Source organism: Amycolatopsis sp. A133, assembly GCF_031082405.1.
Lineage (GTDB): Bacteria > Actinomycetota > Actinomycetes > Mycobacteriales > Pseudonocardiaceae > Amycolatopsis.
On the sequence record NZ_JAVHJU010000017.1, the window covers coordinates 167,947 to 183,444 of the forward strand.

General features: G+C 71.0%; 20 protein-coding genes. 9 read left to right on the forward strand and 11 right to left on the reverse strand.

Annotation, left to right across the window (positions count from 1 at the left end):
• Nucleotides 1–60: 60 nt before the first annotated feature.
• The 3 genes from Q5425_RS16200 to Q5425_RS16210 are packed head-to-tail and all read right to left on the reverse strand — an operon-like array spanning nt 61 to nt 1,989.
• Entirely contained in the window at nt 61–561 is a 501-nt protein-coding gene (locus Q5425_RS16200; RefSeq protein ID WP_308673047.1) for an ATP-binding protein, read from the reverse strand.
• Nucleotides 558–1,589, reverse strand: a complete 1,032-nt coding sequence (gene trpS / locus Q5425_RS16205; protein WP_308673048.1) for a tryptophan--tRNA ligase — start codon at nt 1,587–1,589, stop codon at nt 558–560. Before trpS ends, Q5425_RS16200 begins: the two co-directional genes overlap by 4 nt.
• A 46-nt stretch (nt 1,590–1,635) precedes the next feature.
• Complete coding sequence (locus Q5425_RS16210) at nt 1,636–1,989, reverse strand: hypothetical protein (RefSeq protein ID WP_308673049.1); 354 nt, start codon at nt 1,987–1,989, stop codon at nt 1,636–1,638.
• 453 nt (nt 1,990–2,442) lie between these two features.
• Here Q5425_RS16210 and Q5425_RS16215 point away from each other — a divergent pair, with 453 nt between their 5' ends.
• Nucleotides 2,443–3,153, forward strand: coding sequence for a chitinase (locus tag Q5425_RS16215; RefSeq protein ID WP_308673050.1), 711 nt, complete (start codon nt 2,443–2,445; stop codon nt 3,151–3,153).
• Between the two features lie 54 nt (nt 3,154–3,207).
• Here the strand turns inward: Q5425_RS16215 and Q5425_RS16220 are convergent, their stop codons facing one another.
• Nucleotides 3,208–4,026 (reverse strand): exodeoxyribonuclease III, encoded by an 819-nt coding sequence (locus Q5425_RS16220; RefSeq protein ID WP_308673117.1) that lies wholly within the window; start codon nt 4,024–4,026, stop codon nt 3,208–3,210.
• A 67-nt stretch (nt 4,027–4,093) separates the two neighbouring features.
• Between Q5425_RS16220 and Q5425_RS16225 the strand changes: the two genes are divergently transcribed.
• A complete protein-coding gene (locus Q5425_RS16225; RefSeq protein WP_308673051.1) occupies nt 4,094–4,852 on the forward strand; it encodes an MBL fold metallo-hydrolase in 759 nt (252 codons plus the stop codon).
• A 622-nt stretch (nt 4,853–5,474) separates the two neighbouring features.
• Here the strand turns inward: Q5425_RS16225 and Q5425_RS16230 are convergent.
• Together Q5425_RS16230 and Q5425_RS16235 are read right to left on the reverse strand one after the other, a co-directional pair.
• Entirely contained in the window at nt 5,475–5,771 is a 297-nt protein-coding gene (locus Q5425_RS16230) for an SH3 domain-containing protein (protein WP_308673052.1), read from the reverse strand.
• A gap of 183 nt (nt 5,772–5,954) precedes the next feature.
• The gene (locus Q5425_RS16235; RefSeq protein ID WP_290059736.1) at nt 5,955–7,178 is read right to left on the reverse strand and encodes an NADP-dependent isocitrate dehydrogenase; all 1,224 of its coding nucleotides are present in this window, start codon (nt 7,176–7,178) and stop codon (nt 5,955–5,957) included.
• A gap of 259 nt (nt 7,179–7,437) precedes the next feature.
• Here Q5425_RS16235 and Q5425_RS16240 point away from each other — a divergent pair, with 259 nt between their 5' ends.
• Genes Q5425_RS16240 through Q5425_RS16250 form a run of 3 tightly spaced genes read left to right on the forward strand, consistent with a single transcriptional unit; the run spans nt 7,438 to nt 8,980 of the window.
• Complete coding sequence (locus Q5425_RS16240) at nt 7,438–7,947, forward strand: hypothetical protein (RefSeq protein WP_308673053.1); 510 nt, start codon at nt 7,438–7,440, stop codon at nt 7,945–7,947.
• A gap of 25 nt (nt 7,948–7,972) precedes the next feature.
• Nucleotides 7,973–8,353: a DUF2203 domain-containing protein gene (locus Q5425_RS16245; protein WP_308673054.1), complete on the forward strand. Its 381-nt coding sequence runs from the start codon at nt 7,973–7,975 to the stop codon at nt 8,351–8,353.
• Between the two features lie 9 nt (nt 8,354–8,362).
• Nucleotides 8,363–8,980: a class I SAM-dependent methyltransferase gene (locus Q5425_RS16250; RefSeq protein WP_308673055.1), complete on the forward strand. Its 618-nt coding sequence runs from the start codon at nt 8,363–8,365 to the stop codon at nt 8,978–8,980.
• 2 nt (nt 8,981–8,982) lie between these two features.
• On the opposite strand, the gene Q5425_RS16255 is transcribed toward Q5425_RS16250, so the two are convergent.
• A complete protein-coding gene (locus Q5425_RS16255; RefSeq protein ID WP_308673056.1) occupies nt 8,983–9,396 on the reverse strand; it encodes a DUF2000 domain-containing protein in 414 nt (137 codons plus the stop codon).
• Nucleotides 9,397–9,446: 50 nt separating this feature from the next.
• Here Q5425_RS16255 and Q5425_RS16260 point away from each other — a divergent pair, with 50 nt between their 5' ends.
• On the forward strand, nt 9,447–10,223 hold the full coding sequence (locus Q5425_RS16260) for an AraC family transcriptional regulator (RefSeq protein ID WP_308673057.1): 777 nt from the start codon (nt 9,447–9,449) through the stop codon (nt 10,221–10,223).
• A 5-nt stretch (nt 10,224–10,228) separates the two neighbouring features.
• On the opposite strand, the gene Q5425_RS16265 is transcribed toward Q5425_RS16260, so the two are convergent.
• Nucleotides 10,229–10,810 carry an HhH-GPD-type base excision DNA repair protein gene (locus Q5425_RS16265; protein ID WP_308673058.1) on the reverse strand — a complete coding sequence of 194 codons (582 nt, stop codon included), beginning with the start codon at nt 10,808–10,810 and terminating at the stop codon, nt 10,229–10,231.
• A 223-nt stretch (nt 10,811–11,033) separates the two neighbouring features.
• On the opposite strand from Q5425_RS16265, the gene Q5425_RS16270 reads away from it, so the two are divergent.
• Entirely contained in the window at nt 11,034–11,222 is a 189-nt protein-coding gene (locus Q5425_RS16270; RefSeq protein ID WP_034285998.1) for a DUF1918 domain-containing protein, read from the forward strand.
• On the opposite strand, the gene Q5425_RS16275 is transcribed toward Q5425_RS16270, so the two are convergent.
• Nucleotides 11,219–12,397 (reverse strand): MFS transporter, encoded by a 1,179-nt coding sequence (locus Q5425_RS16275; protein WP_308673059.1) that lies wholly within the window; start codon nt 12,395–12,397, stop codon nt 11,219–11,221. The genes Q5425_RS16270 and Q5425_RS16275 overlap by 4 nt on opposite strands.
• 109 nt (nt 12,398–12,506) lie before the next feature.
• Here Q5425_RS16275 and Q5425_RS16280 point away from each other — a divergent pair, with 109 nt between their 5' ends.
• Together Q5425_RS16280 and Q5425_RS16285 are read left to right on the forward strand one after the other, a co-directional pair.
• Complete coding sequence (locus Q5425_RS16280) at nt 12,507–12,830, forward strand: metalloregulator ArsR/SmtB family transcription factor (RefSeq protein ID WP_308673060.1); 324 nt, start codon at nt 12,507–12,509, stop codon at nt 12,828–12,830.
• A 182-nt stretch (nt 12,831–13,012) separates the two neighbouring features.
• Nucleotides 13,013–14,197, forward strand: coding sequence for an MFS transporter (locus Q5425_RS16285; protein ID WP_308673061.1), 1,185 nt, complete (start codon nt 13,013–13,015; stop codon nt 14,195–14,197).
• Nucleotides 14,198–14,251: 54 nt separating this feature from the next.
• Here the strand turns inward: Q5425_RS16285 and Q5425_RS16290 are convergent, their stop codons facing one another.
• Complete coding sequence (locus Q5425_RS16290; RefSeq protein WP_308673062.1) at nt 14,252–14,575, reverse strand: DUF3017 domain-containing protein; 324 nt, start codon at nt 14,573–14,575, stop codon at nt 14,252–14,254.
• Nucleotides 14,572–15,429, reverse strand: coding sequence for a bifunctional methylenetetrahydrofolate dehydrogenase/methenyltetrahydrofolate cyclohydrolase (locus Q5425_RS16295; RefSeq protein WP_308673063.1), 858 nt, complete (start codon nt 15,427–15,429; stop codon nt 14,572–14,574). The genes Q5425_RS16290 and Q5425_RS16295 overlap by 4 nt, the downstream gene beginning before the upstream one ends.
• Nucleotides 15,430–15,498: the final 69 nt, after the last annotated feature.

Consider the following 15,498-nt stretch of genomic DNA (forward strand, 5'->3'; position numbering starts at 1 on the left):
CAACGCGAGCGGCCGGCACGGGGGAGGCCGGAGGCAACGAACCTCTTCGCGCGCGACGGCTCAGGTGAGGGCAGCCAGCAAAGCGGAATAGGCGTCCGCCGCGGTGATCACCGGCACGCACCGGCTCGCGGCGAACGCGGCGACCGCTTCGTAGGCGCGGTCCAGCTCCGGCTCGGTCAGGGGAGCCGCGGCCTCGACCTCCGACGAACCACGAGCGGCGAAGCGGCGCCGGGCCACCTCGGGCCCCGGCAACAGCACCACCTCGCGAAAGCTCGCCCCGCATTCGCGAGCCAGCGCTTCCAGACGTTCCGGAAAGCCCGCGCGCGCCACCAGTTGCGGCACCACCACGTCGTGCCCCGCCGCCAGATGTGTGCGCGCAGCCGCCACCGCGATGTCGCGCGCCAGCAGTCCCGCCTCGGCCGGCGATGAACGCCAGCCGCCGAGCATGGCGCGGATCCGGTCCACGTCCAGGGCCAGTGCCGGTGGGTGGTCGTCGGCGTAGCGCCGGGCGAGCGTCGACTTGCCGCTGCCCGGCGGGCCGTTGAGCAGGATCAGCTTCACCGCACCGGCGGCAGGAACCCGATCCGCTGGTACGTCTTGGCCAGCGTCTTCGACGCGACCTCGCGAGCGCGCTCGGCCCCCGCGGCGAGCACCTTGTCCAGCTCGGCCACATCGTCCAAATAGGACTTGACGCGCTCCTGGATCGGCGTCACCCACTCGACGAACACCTCGCCGAGGTCCTTCTTCAGATCGCCGTAGCCCTTGCCCTCGTACGCGCTCTCGAGGTCGGCGATCGGCCGCTCGGTCAGCGCCGAATAGATGGTCAGCAGGTTCGACACGCCCGCCTTGTTCTCGGCGTCGAACACCACCTCGCGCCCGGTGTCGGTGACCGCCGAGCGGATCTTCTTCGCGGACCTCTTGGGGTCTTCGAGGAGTTCGACGAGACCGTTCGCGCTGGAGGCCGACTTGCTCATCTTGCTCGTCGGGTCCTGCAGGTCGTAGATCTTCGCCGTGTCCTTGATGATGTACGGCTCGGGCACCACGAACGTCTTGCCCAGCCGGTTGTTGAAGCGCTGCGCGAGGTTGCGCGTCAGCTCCAGGTGCTGGCGCTGGTCCTCGCCGACCGGGACCGCGTCGGCCTGGTACAGCAGGATGTCCGCCGCCTGCAGGATCGGGTACGTGAACAGGCCGACGCTTGAGCGGTCGGCGCCCTGCTTCGCGGACTTGTCCTTGAACTGCGTCATCCGGCCGGCCTCGCCGAAGCCGGTCTGGCACTCCAGCACCCAGCTCAGCTGGGCGTGCTCCGGCACGTGGCTCTGCACGAACAGGGCGCTGCGCTGCGGGTCGATGCCGATGGCCAGCAGCTGGGCGGCCGAGACGCGGGTGCGCTGCCGCAGCACCTTCGGGTCCTGCTCGACGGTGATCGCGTGCAGGTCGACCACGCAGTAGAACGTCTCGTGCGTGTCCTGCATCCGCACCCACTGGCGCAGCGCGCCGAGGTAGTTGCCGAGGTGGAACGAGTCGGCGGTGGGCTGGATCCCGGACAGGACCCGCGGGCGGCGCTCTGCGACGGTCTGCTCTTCGGACACGCCAGGATTCTTCCAGGCCGGCACGACCGGCGGGCGCCGAGGGCCCTCAGGCGTTCGGGCGCTGGGTGAGGAACGGGCGGGTCGGCGTCGCGTCGACTTCGCCGAGGACGGCTTCGGCCATCGCCGTGACCGGGTCGGGGACCTCCGGCACGGCCGGGGCGGCCTCGGCCAGACGGGTCTTGCGGCGCTGCCGGAGCACACCCAGCGTCATACCGACGATGCCCAGGGCGACCGCGACCAGCCCGACGGGACCGAGCACGCCGAAGGTGTCCGCGTTGGTGTCGGCCTGCGCGAGCGTCGTGACCGCCGCGAACGCGCTGCCGCCGCCGGCCAGGAGCAGGCCGGCCGGGACGAGCGCGACGACCGCGGCCGCGCGGAAACCGTGCAGGGTGGACCGCAACAGGGTTCGACCTGGGTTGCGCACCGGAGTGCCTCCCGCGAGTGACGAGCGAAACGCTCACCCATTCGAGTGAGACGCTGCGTGCTACTGGTCAGAAAACTACCGAGCGTGTCAAGACCTGCCGGTGCTGATTGACTCGGAAGCGAGGGTAGCGCTCAACCGGTAATACGGGCCGGGCACCCCCACGGTTCACTCCGGCCACCCGACCGGGTGGCGGTTGAGCCGGACTGCTACTACGTGGAGTAGAGCGTGACCGGAGAGTGTCCGGTTCTCCGTCACCCATCCTTCGCAACACCCGCTCACGCTGCGCCATTCGCCGCAGGCCGGACTGCTCTGATCGCGTCGTCTCGGCGGGAAAAGTTTTCACCGGATAGTGATTGGTCTATACCTCTTGCGGTAGTCCGTTCGGCCCGGTCGGACCGCGCACGACCGGCGTGACAAGAGGAGTTCCGAATGCCGATCACCCGCTTTTTGAAGCGCGCCGGAGTGGCGATCAGCGCGCTCGCCACGGCCGTCGCGCTCGCCGCCCCGGCCGCGTCCGCCGCGTCCTTCGTGGTCAGCGAGTCGCAGTTCGAGCAGATGTTCCCGGGCCGCAATTCCTTCTACACCTACAGCGGTCTCACCGCGGCCCTGTCCGCCTACCCCGGCTTCGCCAACAGCGGCGACGACACCGTGAAGAAGCAGGAAGCCGCCGCGTTCCTGGCCAACGTCAGCCACGAGACCGGCGGGCTCGTCTACATCGTCGAGCAGAACACGGCGAACTACCCGCACTACTGCGACACCAGCCAGCCGTACGGCTGCCCGGCGGGCACCGCCGCCTACTACGGCCGCGGTCCGATCCAGCTGAGCTGGAACTTCAACTACAAGGCCGCCGGCGACGCGCTCGGCATCGACCTGCTCGGCAACCCGTACCTGGTCGAGCGGGACGCGGCCGTCGCGTGGAAGACCGGGCTCTGGTACTGGAACACCCAGAGCGGCCCCGGCACCATGACCCCGCACAACGCCATGGTCAACGGCCGCGGCTTCGGCGAGACCATCCGCAGCATCAACGGCTCCATCGAATGCAACGGCGGTAACCCCGCCCAGGTGCAGAGCCGGATCGACCTGTACACGCGGTTCGCCGGGATCCTCGGGGTCCCGACGGGCGGCAACCTCTCCTGCTGAGCCGGGCGCGGCGAGAAGGGCCTTTCCGGTTCCGGCCGGGAAGGCCCTTCTTCGTCAGCCGGGGAAGTCGATGTCGTAGGTCGCGGTGACGGGCGCGTGGTCGGACCAGCGCCGGTCGTAGGCGGCCGCCCGTTCGACCACGACGTCGACGACCTTCTCGGCCAGGCCGGGGGTCGCGAGCTGGCAGTCGATGCGCCAGCCGGAGTCGTTGTCGAAGGCCTGGCCGCGGTAGGACCACCAGGTGTACGGGCCGGGGCCCTCCGGGTCGAGCCGGCGCTGGACGTCGGTGAAGCCCGCCTCGGTGTAGACGCGGCCGAGCCAGGCGCGTTCCTCGGGCAGGAAACCGGAGTTCTTGCGGTTGCCGCGCCAGTTCTTGAGGTCGACGGTGTCGTAGGCGATGTTCCAGTCCCCGACGACCACGGCTTCCCGCCCGCCCGCGGCGGCCTTCGCCCGCAGCTCGACGAGGTAGGGCAGGAACGCGGCCATGAAGCGTTCCTTTTCGTCCTGGCGTTCGGTGCCGACGTCCCCGCTGGGCAGGTAGAGGCTCGCGACGACAACGTTCGGCAGGTGGACTTCGAGGTACCGCCCGCTGTCCTCGAACTCGGGCTCCCCGAAGCCGACGCGCACCTCTTCGGGCTCGACGCGGCTGTACACGGCAACACCGTTGCGCCCCTTGGCGGCCGACGGGGCGTGCACCGAGAACCACCCCGCGGGCTCGACGACGTCGGCGGACAGCTGACTCGCTTCGGCCCGCACCTCCTGGCAGGCGACGACGTCGGCCTTCGTGGCGGCGAGCCACTCGACGAAGCCCTTCTTGGCGGCGGCGCGGAGGCCGTTGACGTTCACGGTGGAGACGGTCAGCACGCCGTGCACGCTACCGGCCGGGCCGGCGCGGCCGGGGTGTCGGGGCCGGCCGGTACCGAGTGCCAGACTGCCGCGCATGGGTGAAGCGGTGAACCGGCTGACCGTGCTGGGCAGTTGTGGCGCGTGGCCGGAGCCCGGCCGTGCGTGTGCCGGGTTCCTGCTCGAGCACAACGGCTTCCGAATGGTCCTCGACCTCGGGTACGGCGCGGCCTCACGGCTGTTCACGCACTGCCCGGGCGGGCTGCCCGACGCGGTGGTGGTGACGCACGAGCACCCCGACCACTGCGCCGACGTCAGCGCGTTGGGGCGGGCGTGGCACTACACGGTCCAGCCCGGCACGCCGGCCGCCCGGCTGCCATTGCACTGCACACCCGGCACCGTCCGGCGGCTCGAGGCGATGGAGCCCCGCCCGCACCCGGAGACGCTGTTCGAGGTGCACGACCTGGCGGAGCCGGCCGGCATCGGGCCGTTCCGCATGACGCCGTACCCGCTGCCGCACCACCAACCGAACTTCGGGGTGCGCCTCACGGCCCCCGGGTCGACGGTGGCGTACACCGGCGACACGGGACCATCACCACAGCTGGCCGAGCTGGCGCGCGACGCGGACCTGTTCATCTGCGAGGCGACCCTCCGCACCCCACCGCCGGAGGGAGAGCCCCGCTACCTGATGACGGCCGCGGAGGCAGGCCACTGGGCGGCCGAGGCCGGAGCGCGCCGGCTGCTGCTCACCCACTTCTGGCCGGGGACCGACCGCGCGGCGGCCGCGGAGGAAGCCCGGGCGCGGTTCGGTGGTGAGGTGCTGGTCGCGGAAGAGGACCTCACGGTCGCGCTCTGACCCCCGTCTGAGCGCGACCGCGAGATGCAGGCCACCGCACCGGCTCGGGGTTGAGCGCGACTCACAGCCCGCCCGACCGCGAGATGCAGCCACCCCGCACCCGCCCGGCCGACCTCAGCCGACCGCGCTCGCTGCGCCGCCCCATCTGCGACCGCGAGGCTCAGGCCAACCCACGCACCGGCTCGGCCCCGGCCGGCGGCGCTCCCCAGCCCCGCCGGCGAGGCTGGAGGCTTCCTCGCGCCCGTCGGCGTAGCACCAGCCCCACCGCACCCGGTCAGCCTCCGCGGCCGCCCGGCGCCGGCCCGCCGAAGATCTCCCCTCGCGCTCCGACCCCCGTCCGAACGCATCCCCAGGCTCGATCCCTACGAACCAACACGCCACGCACCCAAGGCATCCAGCCCGCGAGACTCCCCCTGGAGACCCCGCGGACCACTCCAACCAGTGCCGCGATTCAGTTGTCGCCCGCCCCCGGACGTTCCTCCTCCCCGGCGACCCCAAGCCGCCCACCTGCGTTTTCCGACGTGATCAGTTCTAGCACCGCCCACCGACAAAAAACGGCGCGGCGAAACCTCCGAAGCCGTCAGCGAAGGCGTCGGAGGTTCCGGAGGGCTCGGAAAGAAGCTCAGCAGACGGAGCCGGCGACGGGCTGGGTGAATTCGGCGGCCACCCACTTGGTGTCGGCCACCTTGCGGAAGCCGTTCTGGACGCCCGGCATCGCGTCGAACTGGGCGTCGCGCAGGTACTTGCCGACGATCTTGGCGTTTCCGTCCGCCGCCTCGCGGGCGTTCAGCACGTCCGCGGTCACGGTCACCTTGCAGCCGGTCGCCGAAGCGCCCGAAGCCTGCTTGTCCGTGTTCATGACGTACACGACGATGACCAGAGCGATGGCGCCCAAGATGAGCGAAGTCTTCTTCGACATGCCTTCCTCCAACCCGCGAGCCCCATCCCCCGCCAAGGGTAGGCAATCCTTTACCCGGACGGCAGCGCCGGACGTCGCAACCACCCGGAGGCGCCAGCGGATCCCGCGCGAGGTGACAACGCGTGATCAAGCGGAAGGCCCCCTCCCGGCGAACCGGGAAGGGGCCCTCGAAAAACCGCGAACTCAGCCCTGGGCGATCTTCTTCGCCAGGTTGTCGTCCAGCGTCGCGAGGAACTCCTCGGTCGTCTGCCACGGCTGGTCCTTGCTGATGAGCAGCGCCAGGTCCTTCGTCATCTGGCCGCTCTCGACGGTCTCGACGACGACCTGCTCCAGCGTGTTCGCGAAGCCGATCAGCTCCTGGTTGCCGTCCAGCTTGCCGCGGTGCTCGAGGCCGCGGGTCCAGGCGTAGATCGACGCGATCGGGTTGGTCGACGTCGGCTTGCCCTGCTGGTGCTGGCGGTAGTGCCGGGTGACCGTGCCGTGCGCGGCCTCGGCCTCGACGGTCCGGCCGTCCGGCGTGCGCAGCACCGACGTCATCAGGCCCAGCGAGCCGAAGCCCTGCGCGACCGTGTCGGACTGGACGTCACCGTCGTAGTTCTTGCACGCCCAGACGTAGCCGCCCTCCCACTTCATCGCCGCGGCGACCATGTCGTCGATCAGGCGGTGCTCGTAGGAGATGCCCTTGGCGTCGAAGTCGGCCTTGAACTCGTTCTGGAAGATCTCCTCGAACACGTCCTTGAACTGGCCGTCGTAGGCCTTGAGGATCGTGTTCTTGGTGGAGAGGTACACCGGCAGGCCGCGGTCCAGGCCGTACTGCAGCGAGGCGCGCGCGAAGTCCTCGATGGACTTCTTGAAGTTGTACATCCCCATGGCGACGCCGCCGCCCTCGGGGAACTGCGCGACCTGGAACTCCATCGGCTCGGAGCCGTCGTCCGGGGTGTAGCTGACGGTCAGCTTGCCCGGGCCGGGCACCTTGAAGTTGGTGGCCTTGTACTGGTCGCCGTGGGCGTGGCGGCCGATGATGATCGGCTTCGTCCACGTCGGCACCAGCCGCGGGATGTTCTGGATGACGATCGGCTCGCGGAAGATCACGCCGCCGAGGATGTTGCGGATGGTCCCGTTCGGGGACAGCCACATCTTCTTGAGGCCGAATTCTTCGACGCGCGCCTCGTCGGGGGTGATCGTGGCGCACTTGACGCCGACGCCGTGCTTCTTGATCGCGTTCGCGGAGTCGACCGTGACCTGGTCGTCGGTGCGGTCCCGCTCCTCGATACCCAGGTCGTAGTAGTCCAGGTTCACGTCCAGGTACGGGTGGATCAGCTTGTCCTTGATGAACTGCCAGATAATGCGGGTCATCTCATCGCCGTCGAGTTCGACGACGGTGCCCTGGACCTTGATCTTGGCCATGAGCAGCGGTGCTCCTTCCGCGGATCTTCGCGTTGCTTCATACGTCTCGCCGGTAGCGGTACAAGCGTACTGCTTGACGGAGCTGGATGGTTCAAGTAGTGGTCGGCATCAAGTCTCCACCCGCCCGTTGTGGCACGGATCACGGGGCACCGAACCCGCCGGTCAGCCCAGCCGACCGCTTGCCGAGCGACCGTAGGTGTTCGGCGGTGAACCAGGGCACGATGCCACCCGTGAATCCATCATGCGGGAGGTGACGGCCATGTCGACCCATCGGTACGCCGACTACGAAGACGACTACGAGGACCACGACGACACCACCGACGTGCTCGACGAGCGGCCGCGCCGGGGCGCCGCGCACGTGGTCAGCGCGCTCGGCGGCCTCGTGCTCACGCCGGTCGCCCTGGGCCTGCTGAGCTGGGGCGGGCTGCGCCAGCAGCAGCTGATCCAGGCCACCCTGAGCACCAACCGCGACCCGCTGGGCATCGCGCTGCTGGCCGGCGGGGCCATCCTGCTGCTGGTCGTCGCCGCGCTCGGCGCGCTGTCGGCCGTCGGCCCGATCCTCGGCGGGCTGATCTACGGCGTGCTGCCCGGCGTCGCCGCGATGGCCGTGCCCGAATGGGGGTTCCGGCTGGTGAACCTGATGCCGAAGAGCGACATCGCCTACGGCGTCATGGACTTCCTGTTCATCGGCGGCCTGCTCGGCGTGGGCTTCCTGCTGGTCGGCAGCGGGCTGGCCAACGCGCTGGTCCGGCGGCGGCGCGAAGCCTGACGCACGCCGGTGGCATCATCGGGCGATGGGACTGTTCACCGTGGCCGAGGCCCGCGACGAACTGACGCGCCTGCGGCCGGTCCTCGACGAACTGGTGCGCGTGCGGGCCGACGCCGCCGAGCTCGCGGCATCGCTGCGGCCCGGCGGGCGGACCACCGGGCTGGGCGGGCTGCCCGAGTGGAAGGCCGCCCAGGCCCGGCTGGACGACCTGATGACGACGGTGCAGCGCACCGGCGCCGAGCTCAAGGGGTTCGCGCCGCTGCTGGTCGACTTCCCGGCCGAGCTCGACGGCACCGACGTGCTCCTGTGCTGGCTCGAAGGTGACCGGGACCTGAGCTGGTACCACCGCGCCGACCTCGGTTTCGCGGGCCGCCGTCCGCTGAAAACCGCTGGCCAGGACCGCTAGGTTGGGTCCGTGGACCACGACGTGAGGGCCGCCGTCTTCGACGGCACGGCCGAGCACTACGACGAAGACACCTTTCACGCACCGGTGGCGGAAGCGCTCGTCGCGCCCCTGCCGTCCGGTCCGGAACTCGTGCTGGACGTCGCCACCGGGACCGGCTTCGCGGCGTACGCGGCGTTGCGGCTGAAGCCGTCGCGGGTGCTGGCCGTGGACCTGTCGACGGCGATGCTCGCGCGGGCCCGGGCCAAGGCGGCCGAGCTGGATCCGTCGGGAACGATCTCGTGGCTGGCCGCGCCCGCCGTGCCGATGCCGGCCGACGACCACTCGGCCGACGTCGTGCTGTGCGCGTCCTCCCTGCACTTCCTGGGCGCCGCCGCGTTCCCGGACTGGCGGCGCGTGCTGCGGCCGGGCGGACGGCTGGCGTTCTCGGTGGTGTCGGGCGCGCGGTTCAAGCCGTCGGGGCCGTTCGCGCCGTTGGTGCCCGGGGACCTGCGGTTCCCGCACGACGAGGCCGAGGCGGCGGCGCTGGCCTCGTCGGCGGGCTTCGTGGACGCTTCGGCGCGGACGTTCACCGTCGACGGCGGCGACCGGGTCCGGAGCGTCTTCCTGGTGCACGCGACGGCTCCGTGACCTCAGCGGTGCAGCGACGCACCTTTGAGGATCTTGTCGACCCCGTTCTTCGGCCCGTGCACGGCCAGCCCGGCGAGCGCCAGCTTCTCCCCCGGCACCGCGCGCACCGCCGCGCGGTTGTCGGCGTCGTTGCCGGTGTGGAACAGCTCGTCGGTGAAGATCGAGAACCGCAGCCCGCGGCCGAGCGCGCGGCCGTGCGCCGCGGTCAGGACGGCCGCGGTGCCGGAGAAGACGAGCACCGGCTGGCCGAACATCGGCAGGTACTGCGTGCCGTCGGCGTCGGCGTAGGGCTCGCCCATCAGCTCCGGGGTCACGTGGGCGATTCCGCTCACCAGGAAGGCGGTGACGTTCAGCCGCTGCCAGGACGCCAGGTCGTCGCGGAGCAGGACGGCGATCTTCGTGTCGAAGGAACTCATGCCCCGCAGACTCGCCCGGCCGCGGCACCGGCGTCTTGTACGTTCTTGACATGGCGCAGGTCGAAGCTTGGCGGCCGGCGGTCCCGGGGATCGCCGAGGTCTTCCACGCGCGCTTCACCACGCACGCGTACCCGCTCCACACGCACGACACGTGGACGCTGCTGATCGTCGACGACGGCGTCATCCGCTACGACCTCGACCGCCACCACCACGGCGCACTCGGCCCGGCCGTGACGCTGCTGCCGCCGAACGTCGCCCACGACGGCCGCGCCGCGACCAGCCACGGCTTCCGCAAGCGTGTGCTCTACCTGGACACCGCCGTGCTGGGCGAGGACCTCATCGGCGCGGCGGTCGACCGGCCCAGCCTCGCCGACGCCCTCCTGCGCACCCGGATCCACCAGCTCCACGAGTCCCTCACCGAGCCGGGCGACACGTTCGAAGCCGAGAGCCGGCTCGTGCTCGTCGCCGACCGCCTGCGCACCCACCTGGGGAAACCGGTTTCGCACGAGCCGAAGCGCGGCCTCGCCGACGATCTTCGCGACCTGCTCGACGCGCACCTGCCGGAAGCGGTGACACTCGCCGAAGCGGGCGAGACGCTGGGCGCCCACCCGGCGTACCTCGTCCGCTGCTTCGGGGCGCGGTTCGGGCTGCCGCCGCACCGCTACCTGACGGGCCGCCGGGTGGACCGCGCACGCCGCCTGCTGCTCGGCGGCACACCGGCGGCCGAGGTCGCCGCGGCGGCGGGGTTCACCGACCAGGCCCACCTGACGCGGCACTTCAAGCGGTACCTGGGGACGACGCCGTCGCGGTACGCAAAAACCCGGTGACGGCGTTACTGAGCCTTCGCCGCAGCCTTCTCGGCCTTCTTGAACGCCCGGACCTCTTGCAGCGTCTTCGGGCTCACGACGTCCGCGATCGAGCGGCGCGACCCACGATCGCCGTACGCGCCCGCTGCCTCGCGCCAGCCCTTCGGGTGGACGCCGCACTGCTTGCCCAGCAGGGCCAGGAAGATCTTCGCCTTCTGCTCGCCGTAGCCCGGCAACGCCTTCAGGCGCTTCAGCACCTCCGCGCCGTCCGGCTTGGGGCGGCCCGCCGTCCAGATGGCCTCCGCGTCGCCGTCGTAGTGCTCCACGATGTGCTGGCAGAGCGCGTGCACGCGGCGGGCCATCGAGCCGCCGTAGCGGTGGATCGCCGGCGGTGTCACGCACAGCTGGACGAACTCTTCCAGGTCGGCTTCGGCGATCTTGCGGACGTCGAAGCCGTCCATCCGGTCGGCGATCTTCCGCGGCCCGATGAAGGCGACCTCCATCGGGATCTGCTGGTCGAGCAGCATGCCGACGAGCAGCGCCACCGGGTCCTCGCTGAGCAGCCGGTCGGCCGCTTCCTCGCCGGTCAGGTGCAGTTCACGCGTCATGCGGGCCATCTTGGCAGGCCGGGCCGCCGGGCGGGACCTCCGGGAGTGCCGAGGAGACCCGGACGCGCAGCGGGCCGAGCGATCCACGTCGCCTCGAACAACACCGTGAACCCCGGGAGGCCGAGCGTAAGGAAGCTGTCACCCCGACGCGTTCTCGGCCACCCGTTCGCAGGCCTGTCCGGGGCCCGGGACGGCTCCTACCCTGGACGTGGAGGTGAAGCCCATGCACGCAGGAGTAGGAGACGAGATCCAGGTGCACGGCCGGACGGTCGGGTCGGCCGAGCAGCGCGGCGAGATCCTCGAAGTCCGTGGCCCCGACGGCGCGCCGCCCTATCTGGTGCGGTTCGCCGACGGGCACGAGGGGCTCGTCTACCCCGGGCCCGATTGTGAGGTCCAGGCCCACGCCGATTAGCCGACGGCGACCTGTTCCCGAGGCTCGCGGACCCGCCCCCACGCCGAGCTCACCAGCAGCAGGGCCACGAGGGTCAGCGCGGCCGCGACCTCGGGCAGCAGCAGCGGGCCGCCCGAAGCCAGCACCGCTCCGCCGACCACGCCGGACAGGCCGACGCCGAGGTAGATCGCGGACGCGTTGAGCGAGAGCACCAGCCCGGCGTGGCCCGGCGACAGCTCGATCAGGCGGTGCTGCACCGGCGGGTTGAACGACCACGTCGCCAGTCCCCACACGAACAGCGAGATGCCGGCCGCGAGCGGCGTCACCGTCGTCAGCGGCAGCAACGCCATCACCGCGGTGATGGCCACGGTGACCACGAGCAGCGGCGTCCGCGAGCCCCACCGGTCCGTCGCCCGGCCGCCGGCGAAGTTGCCGATCGCGCCGCCGACGCCGTAGCAGAAGAGCAGGACCGTGACGGTGGTGCCGTGCACGCCGGCCGTCGCGGCCAGCAGCGGTGACACGAACGTGTAGACCATGAACGCCGCGAGGCACGCGAGCACCGTCGTGGCCAGCATGACGAGCACCCGCGGGTCGCGGCCCGCGGCGAACCGCTCGGCCAGGCTCACCCGGGGCGGCGCGGCGACCGTCGGCAGCGCGAACCGCACGGCCAGCGCGCTCACCAGCGAAAACGCGGCGACCAGCGCGAACGCCGTCCGGTAGCCGAGGTGCTGCGAAATCAGGCTGCCGAGCGGGACGCCGAAGATGAGCGCCACCGTCAGGCCGCCGAACACCAGCGCCACGGCGCGGCCCCGGCGCTCGGGCGCGGTCAGCTCGGCCGCCACGGCGCTCGCCGCGGGGGTGAACACCGCGGCGCCGACCGCGGTCACCACCCGGGCCACCAGGAGCGAGCCGTAGCCGGGCGCGAGCGCGGCGAACAGGTTGCCGGCGCCGGTGACGGCGAGCGCGGCGACCAGCAGCGTGCGGCGTTCCCAGGTGCCGGTGGCGGCGGCGAACAGCGGGGAACCGATCGCGTAGGCGATGGCGAAGGCGGTCACGAGCTGCGCCGCGGCCGTGGCCGAGACGTGCAGCTCGCCGGTCAGCGCGGGCAGCAGCCCGGCGACGATGTAGCCGCTGGTCCCGACGCCGAAAGCGCCGAAGGCGAGGACCGAGATCCTCGAAGGAGCGGATGCGGACATGGGCTGGGCCCCCAAAGCGAAGCAGGGATAAGTTCGATGAACGTCGTAGTTCGACAGTCACCGTACTACGCCGCTGCCACAATTTCGACCGGCGTCGTACAATGGGCAGATGGCCAAGACCGACACGCTGCCTCCGATCGCCCACCCGGCCCGGGAGGAGATCACCGTCGAAGGCGTCCTCCGCGCCCTCGCCGACCCGGTGCGGCTGGCCATCGTCCGGCAGCTGGCGGGCACCGGGCAGGAGATCGCGTGCGGCGGGCTCACCGTGCCAGTGACGAAGTCCACACTCACCCACCACTTGAGCATCCTGCGCCAGGCCGGTGTCGTCGCCGGCCGCCAGGAAGGCACCACGCGGTTCAACTCGTTGCGCCGCAACGACCTCGACGCGTTGTTCCCGGGCCTGCTGGCCGGAGTTCTGGCCGCTCCGCGCTGATCAGCGCGTTACGGTGTGGATCGTCACGCGATATCGGGATGACAACGACCCCCTTCGCTTGTTGGACTGGGCGTAGGCAGCTCACGGCGCTGGGGCCGATCGGCTGCTTTCTTTTTGCCCCTCTACTGAACCGATCCAGAACCTAGGCTCAGTAATCGATTACCCACCCTGGAAGGAGTGCCGTGCCCGTCGCGCTGCTCGCGCTCGCCATCGGAGCTTTCGGCATCGGGACCACCGAGTTCGTCATGATGGGCGTGCTGCCCCAGGCGGCCGCCGACTTCGGCGTCGACATCCCGACCGCCGGCTACCTCATCTCCGGTTACGCCCTCGGCGTCGTCATCGGCGCCCCCCTGCTCACCGCGCTCGCCGTCCGGTTGCCGCGCAAGACCATGCTGCTGGCCATGATGGGCCTGTTCACGCTGGGCAACGCCCTCTTCGCGCTGTCGCCCAACCAGGAGTTCGGCGTCGCGTTCCGGTTCCTCGCCGGCCTGCCCCACGGCGCGTTCTTCGGCGCCGGCGCGGTCGTCGCCTCGAGCCTCGTCGGCCCCGGCGAGCGCGCCAAGGCCGTGTCCATGATGTTCCTCGGCCTGACCCTGGCGAACGTCATCGGCGTGCCGCTGGGCACGCTGCTGGGCCAGCAGGTCGGCTGGCGCGCCACCTTCGGCGTCGTCGCCGTGATCGGGCTGGTCGCCGCCGCCGCCATCGCAAAACTCGTCCCGCACCAGGGCAAGCCCGCCGCCGAAGCGTCGCTGAAGAACGAGCTCGGCGCGTTCAAGCGCCCGCAGGTGCACCTGGCGCTGGCGATCGTCACGTTCGGGCTGGGCGGCGTGTTCGCCTGCCTGTCCTACATCACGCCGATGCTGACCGACGTCGCCGGCTACTCGCCGTCGAACGTCACCCTGCTGCTGTCGCTGGCCGGGGTCGGCATGACGATCGGCAACCTGCTCGGCGGCCGGCTGGCCGACCGCGCGCTGATGCCGGGCCTCTACATCGCGCTCCTGGCGCTGGCGTCGGTGCTGGGCATCTTCACCATCACCGCCCAGGGCAAGGTCGGCGCGGCGATCACGATCTTCTTCGTCGGCGTCGCCGGGTTCATGATCGGCCCGATGATGCAGGCGCGGATCATGGAGAAGGCGGGCGGCACTCCGTCCCTGGTGTCGGCCGCCGTCCAGTCCGCGTTCAACATCGCCAACTCGATCGGCGCCTACCTCGGTGGCCTGGTGATCGCGGGCGGCCTCGGCCTGGTCGCCCCCAACTGGGTCGGCGCCCTCCTGGCCGTCTTCGGCCTCACCTTGGCGATCGTCTCGGGCACCCTCGACCGTCGCGAAGCCCGCGCCGAACGCCGCGAACTCGCCCTAGCTTCCTGACAGTCACTCCCAAAAGCGGAGCTTTCACGTGAAAGCTCCGCTTTTGGCGGTTGTTCAAGAAGAGCTGAGGGGGCCGCCGATGATCGTCAGGGCGACGTACAGCACCGCGGCCGCGAGCGCGGTGAACGTCACGATGTCGACGACCTTGCCGCGGATGGCGAGCAGGCCCGCCTTGGCCGTCGGCAGCACCGCCCGCAGCACCGCGGCGAGGAGGAGGGCGACGCCGATCAGCCCCGCGCCCTCCCGCCAGTGGTACTGGAAGATCCGCAGCGCGGCGACGGCCACCACCAGCAGCACCGCCGCGAACGGCAGCTGGGCGAAGCGGCCCGGCCTGCTCCGGCGGCCGTCCAGGTCCCGCCGGTCTTCGGTCATCGTCATCGGTCCCGGAGCGAGCGCTCCGCCGCTTCGACGACGTTGCTGACGAGCATCGCCCTGGTCATCGGGCCGACCCCGCCCGGGTTCGGCGAAATCCAGCCGGCGACCTCGGCGACACCCGGGTGGACGTCGCCGGTGAGCTTGCCGTCCACATGGGACACGCCGACGTCGAGCACCGCGGCGCCCGGGGCGACCATGTCCGGCGTGATGATCCCCGGCACCCCGGCCGCGGCGACCACGACGTCGGCGCGGCGGACCTCGGCGGCGAGGTCGCGGGTGCCGGTGTGGCACAGGGTCACGGTGGCGTTCTCGCTGCGGCGGGTCAGCAGCAGGCCCAGCGTGCGGCCGACGGTGATGCCGCGGCCGACCACGGTGACGCGCGCGCCGTTCAGCTCGACGCCGTGGCGCTTGAGCAGCTCGATGATCCCGTACGGCGTGCACGGCAGCGCACCCCGCTGGCCCAGCACGAGCCGGCCGAGGCTGACCGGGGCAAGGCCGTCGGCGTCCTTCTCCGGGTCGATCCGCTCGAGCACGCGGTTCGCGTCGAGGTGCTTCGGCAGCGGCAGCTGCACGATGTAGCCGTGGCAGGCCGGGTCGGCGTTCAGCTCGTCGATGACGGCTTCGAGCTTCTCCTGGGTGATGTCGGCCGGCAGGTCGCGGCGGATCGAGTTGACCCCGATCTTGCCGCTGTCGGCGTGCTTCATCCGCACGTACGAGTGCGAGCCGGGGTCGTCGCCGACCAGGACGGTGCCCAGCCCCGGCGTCACCCCCTTCGCGGCGAGGGCCGCGACGCGGGGCTCGAGCTCCGCGAAAATGGCGTTCTTGGTGGCCTTGCCGTCGAGAATCTTCGCCGTCACGGGCCCCATTCTGGCAAAGCGACCCCCGCGCGTCGCTTCCAGGCGCGGATGGTCGCAGCCCGTAGAGTG

Bases quoted from the DNA above. Each gene is read 5' to 3' on its own strand.
- Q5425_RS16215 (WP_308673050.1), top strand. From the start codon at position 2,443: ATGCCGATCACCCGCTTTTTGAAGCGCGCCGGAGTGGCGATCAGCGCG.
- Q5425_RS16225 (WP_308673051.1), top strand. From the start codon at position 4,094: ATGGGTGAAGCGGTGAACCGGCTGACCGTGCTGGGCAGTTGTGGCGCG.
- Q5425_RS16230 (WP_308673052.1), bottom strand. From the start codon at position 5,771: ATGTCGAAGAAGACTTCGCTCATCTTGGGCGCCATCGCTCTGGTCATC.
- Q5425_RS16235 (WP_290059736.1), bottom strand. From the start codon at position 7,178: ATGGCCAAGATCAAGGTCCAGGGCACCGTCGTCGAACTCGACGGCGAT.
- Q5425_RS16240 (WP_308673053.1), top strand. From the start codon at position 7,438: ATGTCGACCCATCGGTACGCCGACTACGAAGACGACTACGAGGACCAC.
- Q5425_RS16245 (WP_308673054.1), top strand. From the start codon at position 7,973: ATGGGACTGTTCACCGTGGCCGAGGCCCGCGACGAACTGACGCGCCTG.
- Q5425_RS16255 (WP_308673056.1), bottom strand. From the start codon at position 9,396: ATGAGTTCCTTCGACACGAAGATCGCCGTCCTGCTCCGCGACGACCTG.
- Q5425_RS16260 (WP_308673057.1), top strand. From the start codon at position 9,447: ATGGCGCAGGTCGAAGCTTGGCGGCCGGCGGTCCCGGGGATCGCCGAG.
- Q5425_RS16265 (WP_308673058.1), bottom strand. From the start codon at position 10,810: ATGACGCGTGAACTGCACCTGACCGGCGAGGAAGCGGCCGACCGGCTG.
- Q5425_RS16270 (WP_034285998.1), top strand. From the start codon at position 11,034: ATGCACGCAGGAGTAGGAGACGAGATCCAGGTGCACGGCCGGACGGTC.
- Q5425_RS16275 (WP_308673059.1), bottom strand. From the start codon at position 12,397: ATGTCCGCATCCGCTCCTTCGAGGATCTCGGTCCTCGCCTTCGGCGCT.
- Q5425_RS16280 (WP_308673060.1), top strand. From the start codon at position 12,507: ATGGCCAAGACCGACACGCTGCCTCCGATCGCCCACCCGGCCCGGGAG.
- Q5425_RS16290 (WP_308673062.1), bottom strand. From the start codon at position 14,575: ATGACGATGACCGAAGACCGGCGGGACCTGGACGGCCGCCGGAGCAGG.